The sequence below is a fragment of the Kineococcus anabasis genome (assembly GCF_054590795.1).
In genome coordinates this window covers 252103-272028 of sequence record NZ_BAAIHU010000009.1, presented here as the reverse complement: position 1 = coordinate 272028, position 19926 = coordinate 252103, and the positions used below count along the sequence as shown (strand labels likewise).

Below are 19926 nucleotides of genomic sequence, written 5' to 3'. Positions count from 1 at the left end.
CCGGACCGGGGTCGCGGGGACGTGCTCAGCCCCCGTGCCAGGACTCCCACAGCGCCGCGTACGAGCCGCCGCGGCGCAGCAGCTCCTCGTGGGTGCCGAGCTCGCTGATGCGCCCGGCCTCCACCACGGCGATGCGGTCCGCGTCGGAGGCCGTATGCAGCCGGTGGGCGATCGCCACGACCGTGCGCCCGGCCAGCACCGCCGACAGGGACCGCTCCAGGTGCCGCGCGGCGGTGGGGTCCAGCAGCGAGGTGGCCTCGTCCAGGACGAGGGTGTGCGGGTCGGCCAGCACCAGCCGTGCCAGGGCCACCTGCTGGGCCTGCGCCGGGGACAGCGCGTGCCCGCCCTCCCCGACCGCGGTGTCCAGCCCGTCGGGCAGGCGCGCCACCCAGCCGTCCGCGTCCACGGCCGCCAGCGCCGCCGCCACCTCCGGCGCGGGGGCGTCCGGGCGCGCCATCACCACGTTGTCGTGCAGCGTGCCCGCGAAGACGTGCCGCTCCTGCGTGACCAGCGCCACCTCCCGGCGCAGCCCCTCCAGCGGCAGGCCCGTCACCTCCGCCCCGCCCACCCGCACGCTGCCCGCCGTGGGCGGCTGGATCCCCGCGATGAGCCGCCCCAGCGTCGACTTGCCGGCGCCGGAGGGCCCCACGACCGCGAGCCGCTCACCGGGGCGCAGGTCCAGCGACACGTCGTGCAGGACGTCCGCGCCCCGCGAGCCGTCCGGCCGGGTGTAGGCGTAGCGCACCCGCTCCACCCGCACCTCCGCCCCCTGCGGCACCCCGGGCAGCTCCACCCGGTCCGGCTCGACCTCGCCCAGGCCCACCACCCGCGCGAAGGAGGCCTGCCCCACCTGCAGCTGGTCCCACCACATGAGCAGCTCGGTCACCGGGCCCACGAGCTGGCGCAGGTACAGCACGACCGCCGCGACCTGCCCGGCGCTCGCCGAGCCCTGCTGCACCAGCCAGCCGCCCCACAGCAGCGCCACCACGACGGGCAGGGAGTACGCCAGCTCGATGCTCGGGAACCAGCGGGTCCGCAGCGCCAGGGTGCGGCGCTCGGCGAGGTAGGTGCGCCGCAGCACCTCGTCGAGGACGCTGTCCCGGTGGGCGCCGAGGCCGAGGGCGTCCACGGTGCGGGCGCCGTCGGCGGTCTCCGCCAGGGTGCTGCTGAGCCGGCCCCAGCAGGCGCGCTCGGCGAGGTACGCCTCGGGCGCGCGGCGCAGGTACCAGCGGGTGGTCAGCACCAGGCCCGGCGCGCCGACGAGCACCGCGAGGGCCACCAGCGGCCCGGCGAGGAACGCGGCGGCGGCGGTGAGCAGCGCGGTGACCCCGGCGACGAGGATCCGGGGGGCGCCGTAGCGGACGGTGTGGCTGAGCGCGTCGATGTCGTTGGTGGTGCGGGAGACGAGGTCGCCGGTGCCGGCGCGTTCCACGACGGACAGCGGCAGCGCCGTGGCGCGCTCGAGGAACTCCTCCCGCAGCTGCGCGAACACCTCCTCGGCCACGACGAGGGAGCGCAGGTGCGCGGCGCGCACGAGGACGGCCTGGGCGAGGACGGCGAGCACGAGCAGGGCGACGGTGCGGTCCACCTCCGCGAGCACGTCCCGGCCCCCGCGCCCCGCGGCGCCGGAGACGTCGTCGACGAGGCCGCCGAGCAGCCAGGGCCCGGCGAGGCCGGCGAGGGCGGCGGCGGCGTGCAGGGCGAGCATGCGGGACACGGGCCCGCGGTGCAGGCGCAGCAGCGCCCGGACGTTGTCCCGCACGGCCTCGCGGGCGGCGACGGGCAGCGCGCCGTGGCTCACGCGCCGGCCTCCTGGCAGCTGGTGCCGGTGCCGTGGCCGGTGCCGCAGGGGGCGGCGGGGGCGGCGGGCGGCGGGGTCGCGGGCGGCGGGGTCGCGGGTGGTGCCGGGGCCGGTGGTGTCGCGGGTGGTGTCCCCGTGCCGCGGGTGACGAAACGCCGGTACGCGGGCTCGCCCCGCAGGAGGTCCGCGTGCCGCCCGCGGGCCACCACCCGCCCCCCGGACAGCCAGTGCACCTCGTCGGCGGCGGCGAGCACGAGCGGGCTGGCGCTGGCGACGACGGTGGTGCGCCCGGCGCGTGCCGCGCGCAGCCGCCGGGCGGTGCGGGCCTCGGTGTGGGCGTCGACGGCGCTGGTCGGCTCCACGAGCACCAGGGCGTCGGGGTCGCGCAGCACGGCCCGGGCCAGGGCCAGGCGCTGGCGCTGGCCACCGGAGAGGGAGCGGCCGCGCTCGGTGACCTCCCCGTCGAGGCCGCCGGGCACGAGGTCGAGCAGGTCCTCCGCCGCCGCGACGTGCAGCGCGCGCAGCACGTCTGCGTCGGGGTGCTCCCCGGTGGGGTCGACCTGCTCGCGCAGGGTTCCGCTGAACAGCTGCGCGTCGTCCTCGGCGAGCAGCACGCGGCGGCGGACCGCGGCGACGGGCAGGTCCCGCAGCGGCACCCCGCCGAGCCGCGCCGCGGGACCCGGCACGGTGTCGTCGGTGCGCCCGAGGCGGTGGGCCAGGGCGGCGGCGTCCTCGGGCGGGTCGGCGACGACGGCGGTGAGCCGGCCCGCGCGGGCGTGCAGCCCGCTGACGGGGTCCTCCAGGTCCGCGGCACCCCCGGGCACCGCGGGAGCGGCGGGCGGCCCGGCGGGGTCGCGGACCAGCGGCTCCACCCGCAGCAGCGCGGTGACGCGGCGGGCGGCGACGTACGCGCGGGAGTACTTGTCCGCCGTCTCCACGAGGGTGCGCAGCGGGATGGTGAGGAACGCGGCGAACCCGTAGAGGGCGACCAGCTCGCCGGGGGTGATCTCCCCGCGCAGGGTGGCACGCGCCCCACCCCACACCAGGGCCGCGACGAGCAGGCCGGGAGCGAGGACCTGCAGGCACTCCAGGGCCGACTCCCAGCGCGCCACCCGCACCCCCGCGGAGCGCACCTCCTGTGACAGGTCGCGGTAGCGGCCGGTGAACACCTCCTCGCCGCCGATGCCGCGCAGCACGCGCAGGCCCGCCACGGTGTCGGCGCCCAGGGACGTCAGCTCCCCGGCGAGGCGGCGCTGCTCGCGCTGGCGGGCCTGCAGCGGCCGGACCGCGAGCACCAGCAGCAGCACCACGGCCGGCACGCCCAGCAGCACGAGCAGCCCCAGCGGGACGGACGTGCGCAGGACGAGGACCGCGACGAGGACGACCGCGAGGACGGAGCCGGTCGTGCGCTGGGTGACGTCGTAGGCGTCGCCGATGCGGGGGGCGTCGGAGGCCGTCCCCGCCAGCACCTCCCCGACCCCGGCCCGCCGGGCCAGCGCGGTCCCGGCGGCGGTGGTGTGCCGGCCGAGCTGCTGGCAGATGCGGAAGCGGCCGGTGAGCCGGTTCGCCACGGCGCAGCGGTGCCGCAGCACGGCCGACGTGGCCTGCACCAGCGACAGGGCGAGCACCACCGCCACCCAGCGCAGCAGCTCGCCGGTGCCGAGCACGACGGCGTCGAGGGCCCTGCCCACCACGGCGGGGAAGACGGCCTGGCAGAGCATCCAGGTCACGCCGGCGGCGACACCCGCGGCGAGCGTGGTGCGCTGCTGCCAGCCGGTCCACAGCAGGAACCGGGTGGGGGAGGACAGGTCCGGGTTCCCCGGATGCACCAGGGGCAGGTCACGCACGTGGAACCACGGTAGTGAACCGGTTCCACCGCGGCCACGTGGATCCCGCGTGCAGGAGCGGTGTCCCCGGAGCGCGGTCGGGGGAGAGGCCGCCCGCGGAGGTGGCCGCGGCCGTACGGTCGGCGCACGGCGACGACGCCCCGGCCGCGGCTCCCCGTCCTGCTCGCGCCCGCGCTGCTCCTCGGGGTGTGCGCCCAGCTCCTCGGGGCGTGCGCCCTGCCGCCGGAGCTGCCCGACCCCTCCGACCCGGCGGTGCGTGCGGAGGAGCAGCGGATCGCGGGCGTGCTCGCCGCCGATCCCGTGGTGATCACCCCGCCGGGCAGGTGCTCGGTGCGCCTGCTGCGGCAGGAGGAGGGCACGTCGTACACCTACGCGCTGTGCACGAACGGCACGACGTCGGTGGCGATGCCCGTGCGCGTCGACGGGGAGGAGGTCACCACGCCCGAGGACGGCTCCGGCCACACCCGCAGCATCGAGGCGATGTTCCCCGGTGACCTCGCGGCGGCGGTGCTCGAGCGGCCGCAGGACTACCGGCCCGGGGCGCCACCGGGCCGGCCCGGCTGATCCCCGCTGCCGGCCTGCTCCAGCACCGCCCGCTCCAGCACCGCCCGCCGCGCCGCGGGGGAGAGGGAGTCCACGTAGAGCAGCCCGTCGAGGTGGTCCACCTCGTGCTGCAGACAGCGCGCGAGCAGGCCGTGCCCCGCGAGGGCGACGGGCGCGCCGTCGGCGTCGAGGCCGGTGACGCGGGCCGACGCGGAACGCTCCACCACCCCCGAGGTGCCCGCCAGGGACAGGCACACCTCCTCCGCCCGCACCCGGTTGCGGGGGCCGGGGAAGGTGATGCGCGGGTTCACCACGTGGCCCGTGACCCGGCCGCCGCGCCCGTCGGGGCAGTCCAGCACGAACACCCGCGCGTCGACGCCGATCTGGTTGGCGGCCAGGCCGATCCCGCCGGCGGCGCGCATCGCGGCGGTCAGCTCCGCGACGAGGGCGTGCAGGCCGGCGCCGAACTCCGCCACCTCCGCGCAGCGGGCGTGCAGGGCGGGGTGCCCGTGCTGGACGATCCCGCGTGCCGCGCCGTGCTCGCTCACCCGCGGATCGTAGGCGCGCAGCGGTGCGGGGTGCGTGCGGGGGCGGGGTGCGTGCGGGGGCGGGGTGCGTGCGGGGGCGGGGTGCGTGCGGGGGCGGGGACGTCGTGCGTGCGGCGCGCGGGCGTGTCGGGGCGGAACGTCCCCACCCCGGGTGGGCGCGCCCCGGGTGGGCGCGCGCCGGGAGGATCGGCCCCGGGAGGTCCCGCACCGGGTCGTCGCCTGCGCGTGGCCCGCCGTTCGGCGCGGCGTCGCCCGGGGGCACCCCCGGCCGGTGTTGGCTGCGCCCCATGTCTCCCGCGATCTCCACCCCGCACCGGGCCCTCGTCCCCGGTGCGGCCGCCGGCCTGCTCGCCGCGGCCCTGCTCGCCCCCGCCGCGTCCGCCGCACCCGCCGGCACCGCAGCCCCGCGCCTGACGCCCAAGGCCGCCGTCCAGCAGGTCGACGAGCCCTACGTCGTCGCCCACCGCGGCGCCTCCGCGTACCGCCCCGAGCACACGATCGCCGCCTACGAGCTGGGGGCACGCCTCGGCGCCGACCGGATCGAGCCCGACCTCGTCCCCACCAAGGACGGCGTCCTCGTCGCCCGCCACGAGAACGAGATCTCCGGCACCACCGACGTGGAGACCCGGCCGGAGTTCGCCTCCCGCAAGGCCACCAAGGTCATCGACGGCACCGAGTTCACCGGCTGGTTCACCGAGGACTTCACCCTCGCGGAGCTGCGGACCCTGCGCGCCGAGGAGCGCCTGCCGCAGCTGCGCCCCCGCAACACCGCCTTCGACGGCCGCTACCAGGTGCCCACGTTCGAGGAGGTCCTCCAGGTCCGCGAGCGCCTCGGCCGCGAACTCGGCCGCGAGATCGGGATCGTCCCGGAGATCAAGCACTCGACGTACTTCCGCACCATCGGCCTGCCCGTGGAGGCGGAGGTCGTGCGGCTGCTGCGCAAGTACCGCCTCGACGACGCCGACGCCCCCGTGACCGTGCAGTCCTTCGAGCTGACCAACCTCAAGGCCCTGCGCACCGAGCACCGCCTGCGCGCGCCGCTGGTCTTCCTCACCGGCAGCAGCGGCGCCCCCTACGACCTCGTCGCCGCGGGTGACGAGCGCACGTACGCGGACCTGCTCATCCCCTCCGGCCTGCGCGACCTGTCCCGCTACGTGGACGCGATCGGCCCGTCGCTCGACCAGGTCATCACGCGCACCGCGGACGGCTCCCTCGGGCGCACGACCAACCTGGTGCGCAACGCCCACCGCGCCGGCCTGGAGGTGGTGCCCTACACGCACCGCCCGGAGAACAACTTCCTGCCGACGAACCTGAGGGTCGGCACCGACCCGGCGGCCCACGGCAAGGCCGTGGAGTACGCCCGCGCCGCGTTCGACGCGGGCGTCGACGGGCTGTTCAGCGACGCGCCCGACCTGGCGGACCTGGCCCGCGACGACTACGTCGCGGAGCAGGGCTCCGGGAAGGCGAAGGGCGCGGCCTGAGTTCCGCGCCCCGCGGGGGACGTCCGCGCCGGGTGCGCGGGCGTCCCCCTTCTTCGCCACTCTCCGGGTTCGGGCGATGCGCAAGCGCTTCCCGTCGCCCGGACCCGGAGAAGGGCGGAGGAGGGCGGGGGAGGGGGCGCACCCGCCCGCGCCACTACCCTGGGGCCGTGACGCAGGACGCCGGCAGCAGGCAGGACCCGACCCACTTCACGCCCCCACCGGGCAGCGGTGCCAGCCCCGACGACGCCGGGGTCCCCGCCGCCGAGGGCATCGCCGCGGACGCGCCGCCGCCGGCCGTCAGCGAGCCCGCCGAGACCCCGGAGCAGGCCGCCGAGCGCGCCCACCGCCCCGTCCTCGTCGTGGACTACGGCGCGCAGTACGCCCAGCTCATCGCCCGCCGCGTGCGGGAGGCCGACGTCTTCAGCGAGATCGTCCCCTCCACGACCCCGCTCGAGCGCATCCTGGAGAAGAACCCCGCCGCCGTGATCCTCTCCGGCGGCCCGGCCAGCGTGTACGCCGAGGGCGCCCCCCAGGTCGACCCCGCGCTGTTCGAGGCGGGCGTGCCCGTCCTCGGCATCTGCTACGGCTTCCAGGCCATGGCCAAGGCCCTCGGCGGGGAGGTCGCCCGCACCGGGCTGCGCGAGTACGGCGGCACCGGCGCCCGCGTGACCGAGTCGCGGGACTCCACCCTGCTGCGCGGGCAGCCCACCGAGCAGTCCGTGTGGATGTCCCACGGGGACGCCGTCACCCGCGCCCCCGAGGGGTTCCGGGTGGTCGCCGACTCCCAGGGCGCGCCGGTCGCGGCGTTCGAGGACGACACCCGCCGCCTCTACGGCGTGCAGTGGCACCCCGAGGTGCGGCACTCCACGTTCGGGCAGGAGGTGCTGCGCAACTTCCTGCACCACGGCGCGGGCATCACCCCGGACTGGACGACCGGCAACGTCATCGAGGAGCAGGTCGAGCGCATCCGCCGGCAGGTCGGCGACGGCCGCGTGATCTGCGGCCTGTCCGGCGGCGTGGACTCCGCCGTGGCCGCGGCGCTCGTGCAGCGCGCGGTGGGCGACCAGCTCACCTGCGTGTTCGTCGACCACGGCCTGCTGCGCGCGGGCGAGGCCGAGCAGGTGGAGCGGGACTTCGTGGCCGCCACGGGCGTGAAGCTGCACGTCGTGGACGCCGTCGACCGCTTCCTCGGCGCCCTCGCGGGCGTCAGCGACCCGGAGACCAAGCGCAAGACCATCGGCCGGGAGTTCATCCGCGCCTTCGAGCAGGCCGCCCGCGACATCATCGCCGAGGCCGGTGAGCACGGCGAGGAGGTCCGCTTCCTCGTGCAGGGCACCCTGTACCCGGACGTCGTGGAGTCCGGCGGCGGCGAGGGCGCGGCGACCATCAAGAGCCACCACAACGTCGGCGGCCTGCCCGACGACCTCGCCTTCGAGCTGGTCGAGCCGCTGCGCACCCTCTTCAAGGACGAGGTGCGGGCGGTGGGCCTGCAGCTGGGCCTGCCCGAGGAGATCGTGTGGCGCCAGCCGTTCCCCGGCCCCGGCCTCGGCATCCGCATCGTGGGGGAGGTGACGCGGGAGCGGCTGGAGACGCTGCGCGCCGCCGACGCGATCGCCCGCGCCGAGCTGACCGCCGCCGGGCTGGACCGGGAGATCTGGCAGTGCCCCGTGGTGCTCCTCGCGGACGTGCGCTCCGTCGGCGTGCAGGGCGACGGGCGCACCTACGGCCACCCGGTGGTGCTGCGGCCGGTGAGCAGCGAGGACGCCATGACGGCGGACTGGACGCGCCTGCCGTACGACGTGCTCGCGCGGATCTCCACCCGGATCACGAACGAGGTGCCCGAGGTGAACCGCGTCGTGCTGGACGTCACGAGCAAGCCGCCGGGCACCATCGAGTGGGAGTGAGCACCGGAGCCTGAGCGTCGGGGTCCGAGCGGGACGCGGCTCAAGGCGGACCCCCTGCGTGCCGAGGGCAACCGGGGGAGGACAGTCCGCCCCCGGGCCCGGCTGCGGCCGCCCGGACGTCTCCGAGGTGAGCCCCGTGCCCCACCGTCCCGCCGGCCGTCTGCGCGGCCTGCGCACCCAGCTCGTCCTGCCCGGCGTCTCCGCCGTCGTCGTCACCGCCGCCCTGCTCAGCTCCCTGGGCACGTGGCGCGGCAGCGCCCTGACCGAGGACGTGCAGCGCGACGTCGAGCGGATCGCCGCGCAGTCCCTGCGCGACACCACCGGGCAGATCGCCACGACCGTCGCCGCCCAGGCCTCCGCCGTGCAGGCCGACCTCGACGGCGACCTGCGCGTCACCACGGACCGCCTCGGCACCCTCGGCGCACCCGGCTTCGGCGAGCCGGTCACCTGGACCGCCCGCAACCAGGTCACCAAGGAGGAGCGCCAGGTCACCCTGCCGCGCCTGCAGTTCGGCGGCACCTGGCTGGGGCAGCAGTCCGACCCCGCGGCCCTCGTGCCCGGGCTGGACGAGGCGGCCCGGCTGACGGGTGCGGCCACCACGATCTTCCAGCGCGTCAACCCCGAGGGCGACATGCTGCGGGTGGCCACCACCGTGGTCGGCGCCAACGGCCGGCGCGCCGTGGGCACCTACATCCCCGCCGTGCGGGCCGACGGCACCGCGACGCCGGTGGTGGAGACGCTGCTGGCGGGGGAGACCTTCCGCGGCACCGCCACCGTCGTCGACCGCCCCTTCGTCAGCGTGTACGCGCCCCTCCTCGTCGGCGGCGAGGTCGTCGGCGCCGTCTACGTCGGCATGCCGCAGGCGGAGCTCACCGCCGACCTGCGCGAGCGCCTGGCGCGCGCCACCGTGGGCGCCACCGGGCAGATCGCCGTCTTCTCCAGCGCACCCGACACCCGGGGCCAGGCGGTGGTGGCCCCCGAGGGCGCCACCGACGGCGAACCGATGCTGGAGGCGGCCGACACCGCGGGGGAGCCGTACGTCCCGCGCCTGCTGGAGGCCGCCGCTGCGCTGCCCGCCGACGGTTTCACCACGCTGCCCGTCGAGCTGCCCTCGGGCCGGCAGACCGTGGGCGTCACGAGGTACGCCCCCTACGGCTGGGTCGTCACCGCCTGGGCACCGGTGGCCGACACCGCCGCCGTCACCGAGCGGGTGGTCGCCGGGCGCGCCGCGATGACGCGCGACATGGTCGTCGGCGGCCTGCTGGTCGCGGTGCTCCTCGGGCTCCTCATCGCCCTGCTCGCCGGCCGGATCGTGCGGCGCATCGCCGTGCTCACCGCGGCCCTGCGCCGGGTCAGCGAGCGCGACCTGTCCGTCGTCGTCGTGGACCCGGCGGCCGACGAGCTGGGCGACATGGCCCGGGCGCTCGGCTCCGCCGTCGACGCCGTCCGCGAGGCCGTCACCGCCATGGGCGACGGCGCGCTGCGCGTCACCCGCACCGCGGGGCAGCTCGACGGGGCCAGCGCCCGGCTCGCCGACTCCAGCGAGCGCACCTCCGCCGAGGTGGCCGGCGCGGCCGGTGGCGCGGCGTCGGTCTCCAGCGGCGTGCGGGAGGTCTCCGCCGCGGTGGACGAGCTGCGCGCGGCGGCCGACGCAGTCTCGGCCACGACGAGCTCGGTGTCCAGCGTCGCGGGCGGGGCCGTGGAGCTCGCGCGCACCGCGACGGACACCGCCGAGCGGCTGGGCGGCTCCTCGCAGCAGATCGCCGAGGTCCTCTCCGCCATCACCGCGATCGCCGCGCAGACGAACCTGCTCGCCCTCAACGCCACGATCGAGGCGGCGCGCGCGGGTGAGGCGGGGGCCGGCTTCGCGGTCGTCGCGCACGAGGTCAAGGAGCTGGCCCGCCAGACGGCGCAGGCCACCGAGGAGATCGGCCCGACCCTCAGCGCGGTGCAGGCGGAGGCGGCGGCCGTGCGCGACGACATCGCGCGCATCACGGCGACCATCTCGGAGATCGACCAGCTGCAGTCGACGATCGCCTCCGCGATCGTGCAGCAGCTCGCGACGACCACGTCCGTCAGCGGCACCCTCGGGGAGGCCGCCGAGCGCTCGGCGGCCATCGCCGACGCCGTCGGCTCCGTCGCGGGGGCCGCGGAGGGCACCGCCGCCCACGTCGGCACGGTCCGCACCGCGGTCGGCGACCTCGGCACGGTCGCCGCCGACCTCGACGCGACCGTGCGGCAGTTCCGCCTGTCCTGACGCACCCCGGGTGGCGGGGACGCCCGGGTGCGCCCCGGGCGGCGGGGACGTCCGGGTGCACCCCGGGTGGCGGGGACGCCCGGGTGCGCCCCGGGCGGCGGGGACGTTCTGCGTGCGACACGCCGGTGTCGCGCGGCAGGACGTCCCCGCCCACGGGCGCGCCCGGGGAGGTGGGGACGTTGCGCGTGCGACGCGCCGGTGTCGCACGGCAGAACGTCCCCGGCCCGGGTGGTCCCGTCCTGGGTCAGCGCGTCACAGCACGCCCTTGGCGGGGTCGCCCGCGGGCACCGGGTCCGCCACGACGACCTCCGTCGGCGCCGCGAGGTCGTCGCCCAGCAGTTCCGCCAGCCGCCGCAGCGGCTCCCCCTCCGCGTGCGCCTGCAGCGCCTCGCGGGACGTCCACTTCTCCACCATGTGGAGCGTCTCCGCGCCCGGCTCGCCGGCGACCTGCAGCGCGTAGAGCAGGCAGCCGTCCTCGGCGTGGACGTCCCCGATGATCTGCCCGAACGCGGCGCGCACGGCGTCCGCGCGGCCGGGCTTGGGCCTGATGGTGGCCAGGACGGTGATGGGCACGGTGTCCTCCTGAACGTGTCGGCTGGGGAGTCGATCGTGCCGGGCCGCGCCGGTGCCGCCTCCACCGGGTGGCCACCGGCCCGGGCGGGGCGTGCGGCGACGTAGCCTGGTCGGGTGCCCGCCCCCACCGTCCGCGTGCTGCTCACGCGGCGCTGGGCCGTGCTGACCCTCCTGCTGGTCTTCGTCGTCGGCACGTGCGCCCAGCTGGGGCTCTGGCAGTGGCAGCGCGGCGTCGTCGTCGTGCGGACCCCCGCCTCCACCCTGCCCGTGGCGCCGGTGGAGCAGGTCGTGGGCGGCTCCGACCCGCTCGTCGCCGCCGAGGTGGGCCGCCGGGTGCGGGTGCGGGGCACGTGGGACCCCGCCGTGCGTTTCCTGCTGCCGGGCCGCCCCCTCGACGGGCGGGACGGCGCGTGGGTCCTCGGCATGGTTCGGCTGCCCGGCGGTGCGGGCGTGCCCGTGGTGCGCGGCTGGGCGCCCGCGGGGGCGCAGGCCCCGCCGGAGGTCGTGCCGGCGCAGGGCGCGGCGGACGTCGTGGGCGTCGTGCAGCCCCCCGAGGCGCAGGACCAGGGCGCCGGCAGGGGGCCCCTGCCCCCCGGGCAGTCCTGGGTGGTGAGCGCCGCGGCGCTCGTCAACCAGGTCGGCTACCCCGTGGTGCCCGCGTACGTCGTGGCCACCGGGCCCGCCGTGGAGGAGGCCGGACTGCGCCCCGTGCCGCCGCACCTGCCCGGCTCCGAGACCCGCCGCCTGGACTGGCGCAACATCGCCTACGCCCTGCAGTGGCTCGTCTTCGCGGGGTTCTCCGTCGTGCTGTGGGCCCGGGCGCTGCGCGACGAGACCTCCCGCGCGCCCTCCGCGGCCGGGACGGGCACCCTGGACGACCGACCGCACCCCCGAGACGACGGCAGCGCCGAGCTGCTGGAGGAGCACAGCCGATGAGCAGCGAGAACAGCACCCGCGACACCGCGCCCCCCGCGGCCCCCACCCCGCTGGGGGAGCCGCGGAAGGTGGCGGCGGCGCTGCTGCGCTACCGGGTGATGGCGTGGGTGACGGGTATCGGCCTGCTCTTCGTCGTCGCCGGCATGGTGCAGGAGTACGCCCTGCACGCCGGGGACTCCCTCACGAGGATCATGGGGCCCGTGCACGGCGCGTTCTACATCCTGCTGCTCATCACGACGTTCGACCTGGGCACGCGGGTGCGGTGGCCGGCGGCCCGGATGCTGCTGACGGCGCTGGCGGGGACGGTGCCGTTCCTGTCGTTCGCCGCGGAGCGCCGCAACACCCGGGCGGTGTCCGAGCAGCTCGCCCGGCACCGGTGAGCAGCGCCGGCAACGGCGCGCGGCGGGTGCAGCGCGTCGCCGTCCACGCGGTGCTGCGCTCCGGCAGCCGGCTCCTCGTCGTGCCCACCGGCACCGAGCGCCGTCACGCGCTGCCGGCGACGGTCCTCGGCCACGGCGAGTCGCCCGCCGACGGGCTGCGCCGGGTGCTGGCCGCCGCGGGTGCGCCGCCGGTGCGCACCGGCGCCCCCGTGGAGGCCCGCAACGTCGTCGCGCACCGCCTGGCGCCGGACGGCGGGCACGTCGACGTGCACACCGTCCACCTCGTGCACTCGGTGCAGCTCGTGCACGGCGGCCACCTGGGGGTGGGGCCCGCGCCCGGTCCCGACGCCGGGCACTGGGTGCAGGCCGCGACGCTGCCGGACCTGCCGCTGGTGGACGACGCGGAGCTGCCCGTGCCGCCGCTGCCCGCGCAGCCGGTGGGCGGGCCGGAGGTGCCGGTGCGGCGCCAGCGCCTGGCGGCGTACGCCGTCGTCGTGGACTCGGGCCGGATGCTGCTGACGCGGCTGTCGGAGCGCACCCCCTCCCCGGGGCGGTGGACCCTGCCCGGCGGGGGCGTGGACCACGGCGAGCACCCGTGCGACGCGGCGGTGCGCGAGGTCCTGGAGGAGACGGGCAACGAGGTCGTGGTGGACGAGCTGGTGGAGGTCGGCTCGGAGCACTTCACGGGCCGCTCCCCGGCCGGGGTGCTGGAGGACTTCCACGCCCTGCGGGTGGTGGTGACGGCCACCGCGCCGCGGGCGGTGGAGCCGGTCGTGCTGGACGTGGGCGGCAGCACGGACCTGGCGCGGTGGGTGCCGCTGGCCGAGGCGCCCGGGCTGGGCCTGGTGGGGGTGGCGGCGCGCGGCCTGCAGATCGCCCGCCGCGCGGCCACCCGGGAGGCGAACGCCTGAGCCCCGCGCGCCGGTCCCGCGCCCGGTGCGGGAAGGCCACGGGCCCGGTGCGGGAAGGCCACGGGCTCAGCGCGCGAACACCACGACGGGGCCGCGCACGCCCACCGGCACCACGGCCCCCACCTCCGGCAGCGGGTGCCCCGGGGTGCGGGCCGTCGCCGTCACCCCGCCCGGCAGGCGCAGGCGCAGCAGCGCGTCGTGCCCGTAGAACTCCCGGTGGGACACGACGGCCTCCACCACCGGCAGGTCCCGCGGCCGGACCTCCAGCTGCTCGGGACGCACCACGACGTCCACGGCCCCCTCCACCCGCGAGGCGCTGTCGTGCCGCCCCAGCGGGGAGGTCACCACACCGCCCGCGGCGCTGCCGGGCAGCACCACCGACTCCCCGACGAACGTGGCGACCCCGAGGTCCACCGGCTGCGCGTAGACCGTCCACGGGTCCCCGGCCTGCACGATCCGCCCCCCGCGCACCACCGCGACGACGTCGGCGGTGGACAGGGCCTCCTGCTGGTCGTGGGTCACGAGCACCGCGGAGGCGCCCGCCGCGCGCAGCGAGGCCCGCACGTCGGCGCGCACCTGGGCCCGCAGCCCCGCGTCGAGGGCGCTGAACGGCTCGTCCAGCAGCACCAGCGACGGCCCGGGGGCCAGCGCCCGGGCCAGGGCGACGCGCTGCTGCTGCCCGCCGGAGAGCTCGTGCGGCATCCGCGAGCCCAGCCCGGCCAGGCCCACCAGCTCCAGCAGGGCCCCGGGCCGCGGGCCGCCGCGCTCGCGCCGGGGCAGGCCGAAGGCCACGTTGTCCCGCACGGACAGGTGCGGGAACAGGGCGCCCTCCTGCGGCACGACGCCCACCCGGCGCCGCTCCGGGGGCACGGGCCGCCCCGCGCCCTCCACGAGGCGCCCGCCGACCTCGACGGTGCCGGTGTCGGCGTGCTCGAAGCCGGCGACGACCCGCAGCAGGGTCGTCTTGCCGCAGCCGGAGGGGCCGAGGAGGGCGACGAGGGCGCCGGTGGGGACGTCGAGGTCCAGACCGGTCAGGACGGGGGCGCCGAAGGACTTCGTGACGCCGCGCACCCGCAGCGCGAGGTCGCTCACCCGGCGCTCCCGGAGCGGGGCCGGACACCCAGCAGGTAGGTCGGCACGGCGGACAGCAGCACGAGCACCGCAGCGTAGGGGGCGGCGGAGGAGTACGCGGCGACCCCCGTCTCCGTCCACAGCTGGGTGGCGAGGGTCGCCGAGCCGAGGGGCTGCAGGAGCAGCGTGGCGGGCAGCTCCTTCATGCAGGTGAGGAACACCAGTGCGGCCCCGGCGCCGATCCCGGGTGCGGCCAGCGGCAGGGTGATGCGCCGCAGCACCTCCCGGGGCGTGGCGCCGGCGCTGCGGGCGGCGTCCTCCAGGGCGGGCGGGAACTGCGCGGCGGCGGAGTGCACCGCGCCCACGGCCAGCGGCAGGAACAGCACGACGTACGCCAGGACCAGCGCGGGGGTGCGCTGGTAGACGGGCTGGGCGTAGCGGACGGTGAGGAACACGATCGAGAAGGCCACGACGATGCCGGGCAGGGCGTGGCCGATGTAGGCGGCGCGCTCCAGCAGGCGCGGCAGCCGGTCGCCGCGGCGTCCCGCGAGCAGGCCCACCGGCACGGCCAGGACGGTGGTGACGAGCGCCCCGAGCGCCGCGAACGCCAGGGAGGTGCCGGCCGCCGACGCCAGCTCCGCCACGGGCAGACCGCGGGCGGCGCCGACCGCGGTCCAGTGGACCAGTGCGGCCGCGGGCACCCCGAGGGAGAGTGCCGCGACGGCCGCGACGGCCAGCACCGCCAGGGGCCGGGCGCGGCCCAGGGCGAGCGGCCGCGGGGGCCGGGCCCCGCCGCCGCCGACGCGGGAGTAGGAGGCGCGGCCCTGGCTGCGCCACTCCAGGACGACGAGGACGGTGGTGACGGCCACGAGCAGCAGGCTCAGCACGGCCGCGGGGGTGCGGTCGAACGAGGCCTGGTAGGAGGTGTGGACCACCCGGGTGAAGGCGTCGAAGCGCAGGATCGAGACGGCCCCGAAGTCGCTGAGGGAGTACAGCGCCACCAGCAGCCCGCCCGCGGTGAGCGCCGGGCGCAGCTGCGGCAGGGTGGCGCGCAGGAACACCTGCCACGGGCTCAGCCCGAGGGAGCGGGCGACCTCCTCCCCGGCCGGGTCGGTGCGGCGCAGCGCGGCGGAGACGGGCAGCAGCACGTACGGGTAGGAGCAGGCCGTCAGGACGAGGAACGCCCCGGAGGGCCCGGCGAGCCCGGGGGCGAAGGAGATCCACGCGAAGCCCGCGACGTAGGTGGGCACCGCCAGGGGCAGCGCGGCGACCACGGCCCACGCGTGCCGGCCGGGCAGGTCCGAGCGGACGGTCAGCCAGGCCAGGCCCACGCCGAGGACGAGGCAGGCGGCGGTGACGGCGGCGGCGAGGGCGAGGGAGCGCGCCAGCAGCCGCACCGTGCGCTCGCGCAGCAGGATCTCGGCGACGGCGCCGGCCCCGTCCTCGCCGGCGCGCACCACGAGGTAGGCCAGCGGCAGCAGCGCCACCAGGGCGGTGAGCACGGCGGGCACGAGCAGCAGCGGCGGCGGCCCGGGGCGGCGACGCCGCAGGCTCGGCAGGCGACGCCGCAGGCCCGGCAGGCGCCGCGCCGGGCGGGGGCCCGCCGCGCCGGGTGCCTGCCGGGCCGGGGTGGCCGGGCGGGTGCTGCTCAGGTGAGCCCCACCTCGTCGAGCAGCGCGAGCGTCTCCTCCAGCGAGGACAGCTCGGACAGGTCGATGTCGGGGCCCTGCAGGGACTCCAGCGGCGGCATGCCCTCAAGGTCGGCCGGCACGCCGGGCACCAGCGGGTACTCCTTGGTCTCCTCCGCGAAGTACGTCTGCGCCTCCGTGCTGAGGAGGAACTCCACGAACTCCCGGGCGGCGTCGGACTCCTTGCCCGCGAGGACGCCGACGCCGGCGACGTTGACGAGGGAGCCGGGGTCGTCGCCGGGGAAGAGGTGGTTGCGGGCGGTGACCTTCTCCAGCCCGCCCGCCTCGGCGGCCTTCTCCAGCAGGTAGTAGTGGTTCACCAGCCCGAGGGGGACCTCGCCGGAGTCCACGGCGTCGACGATGAGGTTGTTGCGGTCGTAGACCTTGGGCTCGTTGGCCTCCAGGCCCTCGAGGAACTCCCGCGTGCGCTCCTCGCCGGCGCTGACGCGCATGGCCGTGACGAAGGCGTGGAAGCTGGCGTTGGCGGGGGCGTAGCCGATCTTCCCCTTCCACCGCGGGTCGGTCAGCTCGAACACGCTCTTCGGCAGGTCCGCCTCGGGCACCTGCCCGGGGTTGTGCACGAGGACGCGGGAGCGGCCGGAGACGCCGACCCAGGTGCCCTCGGCGGAGCGGTAGCGGGCGGGGACCTTCTCCAGGAGCGCGGGGTCGAGGGGGGCCAGGCGCCCGGCCTCCTGCACGGCGCCGAGCGCCCCGGCGTCCTGGGACAGGAACACCGCGGCGGGGGTGCGCCCGCCCTCCTCCAGCAGCTGCGCGGCCAGCTCGGCGCTGCCGGCGTAGCGGGCGGTCACGTCGACGCCGCTGGACTTCTCGAACCTCTCCAGCAGCGGCGCGATGAGGTTCTTGTTGCGGCCGGAGTAGACGATCAGCTCACCGTTCTCGCTGGCCTCGGCGATCTGCTCCTCCACGCTGGGCTCGCCGCAGGCCGCGGTCGTGAGCAGGCCGGCGGTGAGGAGCGCGGCGAGGAGGCGGCGGGGCAGGGAGGTCACAGGAGGGCTCCGGTGGAGTCGTCGGGTGGGAGGTGCCGGTCTCGCCCCGGGGTGCTGGGTGTGCAGGCGGGGCGGGCGGCGGCCCACCCGGACGGCGCACCCGGGCCGGCCGGAGCTGTGAACAAGCTGAGCCTAACCTCATACGATGGCGGTCGTGACCGTCCCCGACGTGCTCCCCGGCGTCCGGGGCGTCCCCCTGGTGCGGGAGCTCGCCCGGCACGGGGGGCGCACGGCCCTGGTGGGCGGCAGCGGGGACGGGCGCTGGGAGCTGACGTACGCGGAGCTGGCCGCGCGCGCCGGCCGGCTGGCCCGCCGGCTGGGCCCGGTGCGGCGCCTGGTGCTCGTGGAGGGCGCCAACGACCTCGACGCGCTCACCGCGTACCTGGGGGCGCTGGCGGGCGGGCACGTGGTGCTGCTGGTGCCGCCGGGGGGCGCCGCGCCGCTGGTGGGCGCCTACGACCCGGACGTGGTGCTGGCGCGCGGGCGGGAGGGCTGGGCGCTCACGGAGCGGCGGGCGGGCTCGGCGCACGAGCTGCACCCGGACCTGGCGCTGCTGCTGTCCACGTCGGGCTCGACGGGCAGCCCGAAGCTGGTGCGGCTGTCCGCGGGGAACGTGCAGGCCAACGCGGAGTCCATCGCGCGGTACCTGGGCATCCGGGACACCGACCGGGCGGTGACGACCCTGCCGGTGCACTACTGCTACGGGCTCTCGGTGGTGCACAGCCACCTGCTGCGGGGTGCGGCGCTGGTGCTGACGTCGCTGTCGGTGGTGGACCGCTGTTTCTGGGACCTGGTGCGGGCCGAGCGCTGCACGAGCTTCGCGGGGGTGCCGTACACGTTCGACCTGCTGGAGCGGGCGGGGTTCGAGCACATGTCCCTGCCGCACCTGCGGTACGTGACGCAGGCGGGGGGCCGGCTGGCCCCGGAGCGGGTGCGGCGCTACGCGGAGCTGGGCCGGCGCGCGGGGTGGGACCTGTTCGTGATGTACGGGCAGACGGAGGCCACGGCGCGCATGGCGTACCTGCCGCCGCACCTGGCCGTCTCGGCGCCGGAGGCGATCGGGGTGCCGGTGCCGGGCGGGCGCTTCCGGCTGGAGCCGGTGCCGGAGGCGGGGCCGGGCGTGGGGGAGCTGGTGTACTCCGGGCCCAACGTGATGCTGGGGTACGCCGAGGACCCGGCGGACCTGGCGCTGGGCCGCACGGTGGAGGAGCTGCGCACGGGTGACCTGGGCCGTCGCCGCCCGGACGGGCTGTTCGAGGTGGTGGGCCGGCGCAGCCGCTTCGTGAAGCTGTTCGGGCTGCGCGTCGACCTGGGTCACGCGGAGCGGGTGCTGGACGCGGCGGGCGTGACGGCGGCGTGCGTCGGGGTGGGCGAGGAGCTCGTCGTGGCCGTGCCGGAGGGCCGGGAGTCCGGGGCGGCGGTGCGGGTGGTGGCGCGGGAGCTGGGGCTGCCCGCGCACGCGGTGCGGGTGTGCCGGCTGCCGGAGCTGCCGCGGCTGCCGTCGGGGAAGGTGGACTACGCGCGGGTGCGGGAGCTGGCGGGGCCGGTGGCGCAGCCGCGGCCGGGTGCCGCGGGGTCGGTGCGGGCGCTGTTCGCGCAGCTGCTGGAGCGCCCGCACGTCGCGGGCGGCGACACGTTCGTGGGCCTGGGCGGGGACTCGCTGTCCTACGTGGAGGCCTCGGTGCGGCTGGAGGAGCTGCTGGGGCGCCTGCCGCCGTCCTGGCACACCACGCCGGTGCGGGAGCTGGAGCGCTCGTGCGTCCCTGCGCGGGCCGCGGGCCGCCGGGGCCGCAGCCTGGAGACGGGTGTGGTGCTGCGGGCGGTGGCGATCGTGCTGATCGTGGGCACGCACGCCCACCTGTTCCAGGTGCTGGGCAGCGCGCACGCCCTGTTCGCCCTGGCGGGGTTCAACTTCGCGCGCTTCCAGCTCGCCGCGCCGGGCCGGGCGGAGCGGCTGCGGGCACAGCTGGTGGGCCTGGCGCGGGTGGTGGTGCCGAGCGTGGTGTGGATCGCGGCGGCGGCGCTGGTGACGGGTGCGTACGGCTGGCTGAACGTGCTGCTGCTGCACGCGCTGCTGGGGGCCGAGCGCTGGAACGGGCGGTGGCACTTCTGGTTCGTCGAGGTGCTGGTGTACGTGCTGGTGGCGGTGGCGGCGCTGCTGGCGGTGCCGGCGGTGCACCGGCTGGAGCGTCGGTGGCCGTTCGCGCTGCCGGTGGCCCTGTTCGTGCTGGCGCTGCCGGCGCGCTACGGGCTGCTGGACGCGGGCCTCCCGAACCCGAAGCCGGTGCTGTGGCTGTTCGCGCTGGGCTGGGCGGCGGCGCGCGCGGGAACCCCGGGGCGCCGCCTGCTGGTGACGGCGGCGGCGGTGGCGACGGTCCCGGGGTTCTTCGGCGACCCGTGGCGCGACGCGCTGATCGCGGCGGGCGTGGTGCTGCTGACGTGGGTGCGCACGGTGCGCTGCCCGGCGCGGCTCGCGCCCCTGCTGGGGGTGCTGGCGAGCAGTTCGCTGTTCGTGTACCTGACCCACTGGCAGGTGTACCCGCACCTGGTGGGCCTCTCCCCGGTGCTGGCGGTGGTGGCCTCGCTGGCGGTGGGGGTGGGGTACTGGGCGCTGGTGTCGGCGGTGTCGCGGCGTCTGGTGCGGGTGCGGTGGGGGCGGGTCAGTCGCTGGGCTCGGAGTGCGGCATCCCGTCGGTGGTCTCCTGCTCCCCGCTGAGGGTGGGGTCGGCGGCACCGGAGGTGGTGTCGGGGACGACGTCCTGGGACGGGCCCTCGCCCTCCTCGGTCGCGCGGGCGGCCTGCGCCTCGCCGGAGCCGCCGTGGACCTCCTGCTGCACGTCGGCGGCGACGCGCTGCTCGATCTCGTCGACGACGTCGGGCAGGTTCGCGCCGGGCGGCGGGGGGACCTCGCGGGGGACGGGTCCGTCGGTGGGCGGCTCGTTGCTCATCGTGGGTCCTCCTCGTCGGTTGGCGGGTGGC

General features: G+C 77.4%; 16 protein-coding genes. 8 read left to right on the top strand and 8 right to left on the bottom strand.

Features of this window, described 5'->3' with window-relative positions; genetic code table 11:
* Positions 1–25: 25 nt before the first annotated feature.
* Together ACYQBY_RS15725 and ACYQBY_RS15720 are read right to left on the bottom strand one after the other, a co-directional pair.
* Positions 26–1801 carry an ABC transporter ATP-binding protein gene (locus tag ACYQBY_RS15725; RefSeq protein ID WP_459644820.1) on the bottom strand — a complete coding sequence of 592 codons (1776 nt, stop codon included), beginning with the start codon at positions 1799–1801 and terminating at the stop codon, positions 26–28.
* Positions 1798–3648, bottom strand: a complete 1851-nt coding sequence (locus tag ACYQBY_RS15720) for an ABC transporter transmembrane domain-containing protein (RefSeq protein WP_459644819.1) — start codon at positions 3646–3648, stop codon at positions 1798–1800. The genes ACYQBY_RS15725 and ACYQBY_RS15720 overlap by 4 nt, the downstream gene beginning before the upstream one ends.
* Positions 3649–3834: 186 nt before the next feature.
* Between ACYQBY_RS15720 and ACYQBY_RS15715 the strand changes: the two genes are divergently transcribed.
* Positions 3835–4212: a hypothetical protein gene (locus ACYQBY_RS15715; RefSeq protein WP_459644818.1), complete on the top strand. Its 378-nt coding sequence runs from the start codon at positions 3835–3837 to the stop codon at positions 4210–4212.
* Here ACYQBY_RS15715 and def read toward each other — a convergent pair.
* Positions 4176–4739 (bottom strand): peptide deformylase, encoded by a 564-nt coding sequence (gene def / locus ACYQBY_RS15710; RefSeq protein WP_459644817.1) that lies wholly within the window; start codon positions 4737–4739, stop codon positions 4176–4178. The genes ACYQBY_RS15715 and def overlap by 37 nt on opposite strands.
* Before the next feature lie 287 nt (positions 4740–5026).
* Between def and ACYQBY_RS15705 the strand changes: the two genes are divergently transcribed.
* From ACYQBY_RS15705 to ACYQBY_RS15695, 3 genes are all read left to right on the top strand, one after another.
* Positions 5027–6220 carry a glycerophosphodiester phosphodiesterase family protein gene (locus ACYQBY_RS15705; RefSeq protein ID WP_459644816.1) on the top strand — a complete coding sequence of 398 codons (1194 nt, stop codon included), beginning with the start codon at positions 5027–5029 and terminating at the stop codon, positions 6218–6220.
* Positions 6221–6489: 269 nt separating this feature from the next.
* Positions 6490–8124, top strand: a complete 1635-nt coding sequence (gene guaA / locus ACYQBY_RS15700) for a glutamine-hydrolyzing GMP synthase (RefSeq protein ID WP_459645103.1) — start codon at positions 6490–6492, stop codon at positions 8122–8124.
* A 136-nt stretch (positions 8125–8260) separates the two neighbouring features.
* On the top strand, positions 8261–10381 hold the full coding sequence (locus ACYQBY_RS15695) for a methyl-accepting chemotaxis protein (protein WP_459644815.1): 2121 nt from the start codon (positions 8261–8263) through the stop codon (positions 10379–10381).
* Positions 10382–10633: 252 nt separating this feature from the next.
* Here ACYQBY_RS15695 and ACYQBY_RS15690 read toward each other — a convergent pair whose 3' ends face one another.
* Positions 10634–10954, bottom strand: a complete 321-nt coding sequence (locus ACYQBY_RS15690; protein WP_459644814.1) for a putative quinol monooxygenase — start codon at positions 10952–10954, stop codon at positions 10634–10636.
* A 114-nt stretch (positions 10955–11068) separates the two neighbouring features.
* Between ACYQBY_RS15690 and ACYQBY_RS15685 the strand changes: the two genes are divergently transcribed.
* Genes ACYQBY_RS15685 through ACYQBY_RS15675 form a run of 3 tightly spaced genes read left to right on the top strand, consistent with a single transcriptional unit; the run spans position 11069 to position 13181 of the window.
* Positions 11069–11890 (top strand): SURF1 family protein, encoded by an 822-nt coding sequence (locus ACYQBY_RS15685; protein WP_459644813.1) that lies wholly within the window; start codon positions 11069–11071, stop codon positions 11888–11890.
* The gene (locus ACYQBY_RS15680) at positions 11887–12270 is read left to right on the top strand and encodes a DUF3817 domain-containing protein (protein ID WP_459644812.1); all 384 of its coding nucleotides are present in this window, start codon (positions 11887–11889) and stop codon (positions 12268–12270) included. Before ACYQBY_RS15685 ends, ACYQBY_RS15680 begins: the two co-directional genes overlap by 4 nt.
* A complete protein-coding gene (locus tag ACYQBY_RS15675) occupies positions 12267–13181 on the top strand; it encodes an NUDIX hydrolase (protein ID WP_459644811.1) in 915 nt (304 codons plus the stop codon). Before ACYQBY_RS15680 ends, ACYQBY_RS15675 begins: the two co-directional genes overlap by 4 nt.
* Before the next feature lie 66 nt (positions 13182–13247).
* Here ACYQBY_RS15675 and ACYQBY_RS15670 read toward each other — a convergent pair whose 3' ends face one another.
* The 3 genes from ACYQBY_RS15670 to ACYQBY_RS15660 form a co-directional block, all read right to left on the bottom strand.
* Positions 13248–14273, bottom strand: a complete 1026-nt coding sequence (locus ACYQBY_RS15670) for an ABC transporter ATP-binding protein (protein ID WP_459644810.1) — start codon at positions 14271–14273, stop codon at positions 13248–13250.
* Positions 14270–15763 carry an ABC transporter permease gene (locus ACYQBY_RS15665; protein ID WP_459644809.1) on the bottom strand — a complete coding sequence of 498 codons (1494 nt, stop codon included), beginning with the start codon at positions 15761–15763 and terminating at the stop codon, positions 14270–14272. Before ACYQBY_RS15665 ends, ACYQBY_RS15670 begins: the two co-directional genes overlap by 4 nt.
* Positions 15764–15900: 137 nt before the next feature.
* Positions 15901–16947 (bottom strand): iron ABC transporter substrate-binding protein, encoded by a 1047-nt coding sequence (locus ACYQBY_RS15660; protein ID WP_459644808.1) that lies wholly within the window; start codon positions 16945–16947, stop codon positions 15901–15903.
* Positions 16948–17092: 145 nt separating this feature from the next.
* Between ACYQBY_RS15660 and ACYQBY_RS15655 the strand changes: the two genes are divergently transcribed.
* A complete protein-coding gene (locus tag ACYQBY_RS15655; protein ID WP_459644807.1) occupies positions 17093–19663 on the top strand; it encodes an AMP-binding protein in 2571 nt (856 codons plus the stop codon).
* On the opposite strand, the gene ACYQBY_RS15650 is transcribed toward ACYQBY_RS15655, so the two are convergent.
* The gene (locus tag ACYQBY_RS15650) at positions 19608–19895 is read right to left on the bottom strand and encodes a hypothetical protein (RefSeq protein WP_459644806.1); all 288 of its coding nucleotides are present in this window, start codon (positions 19893–19895) and stop codon (positions 19608–19610) included. The genes ACYQBY_RS15655 and ACYQBY_RS15650 overlap by 56 nt on opposite strands.
* Between the last annotated feature and the right edge of the window lie 31 nt (positions 19896–19926).

Bases quoted from the DNA above. Each gene is read 5' to 3' on its own strand.
- ACYQBY_RS15680 (WP_459644812.1), top strand. From the start codon at position 11,887: ATGAGCAGCGAGAACAGCACCCGCGACACCGCGCCCCCCGCGGCCCCC.
- ACYQBY_RS15705 (WP_459644816.1), top strand. From the start codon at position 5,027: ATGTCTCCCGCGATCTCCACCCCGCACCGGGCCCTCGTCCCCGGTGCG.
- ACYQBY_RS15650 (WP_459644806.1), bottom strand. From the start codon at position 19,895: ATGAGCAACGAGCCGCCCACCGACGGACCCGTCCCCCGCGAGGTCCCC.
- ACYQBY_RS15655 (WP_459644807.1), top strand. From the start codon at position 17,093: ATGGCGGTCGTGACCGTCCCCGACGTGCTCCCCGGCGTCCGGGGCGTC.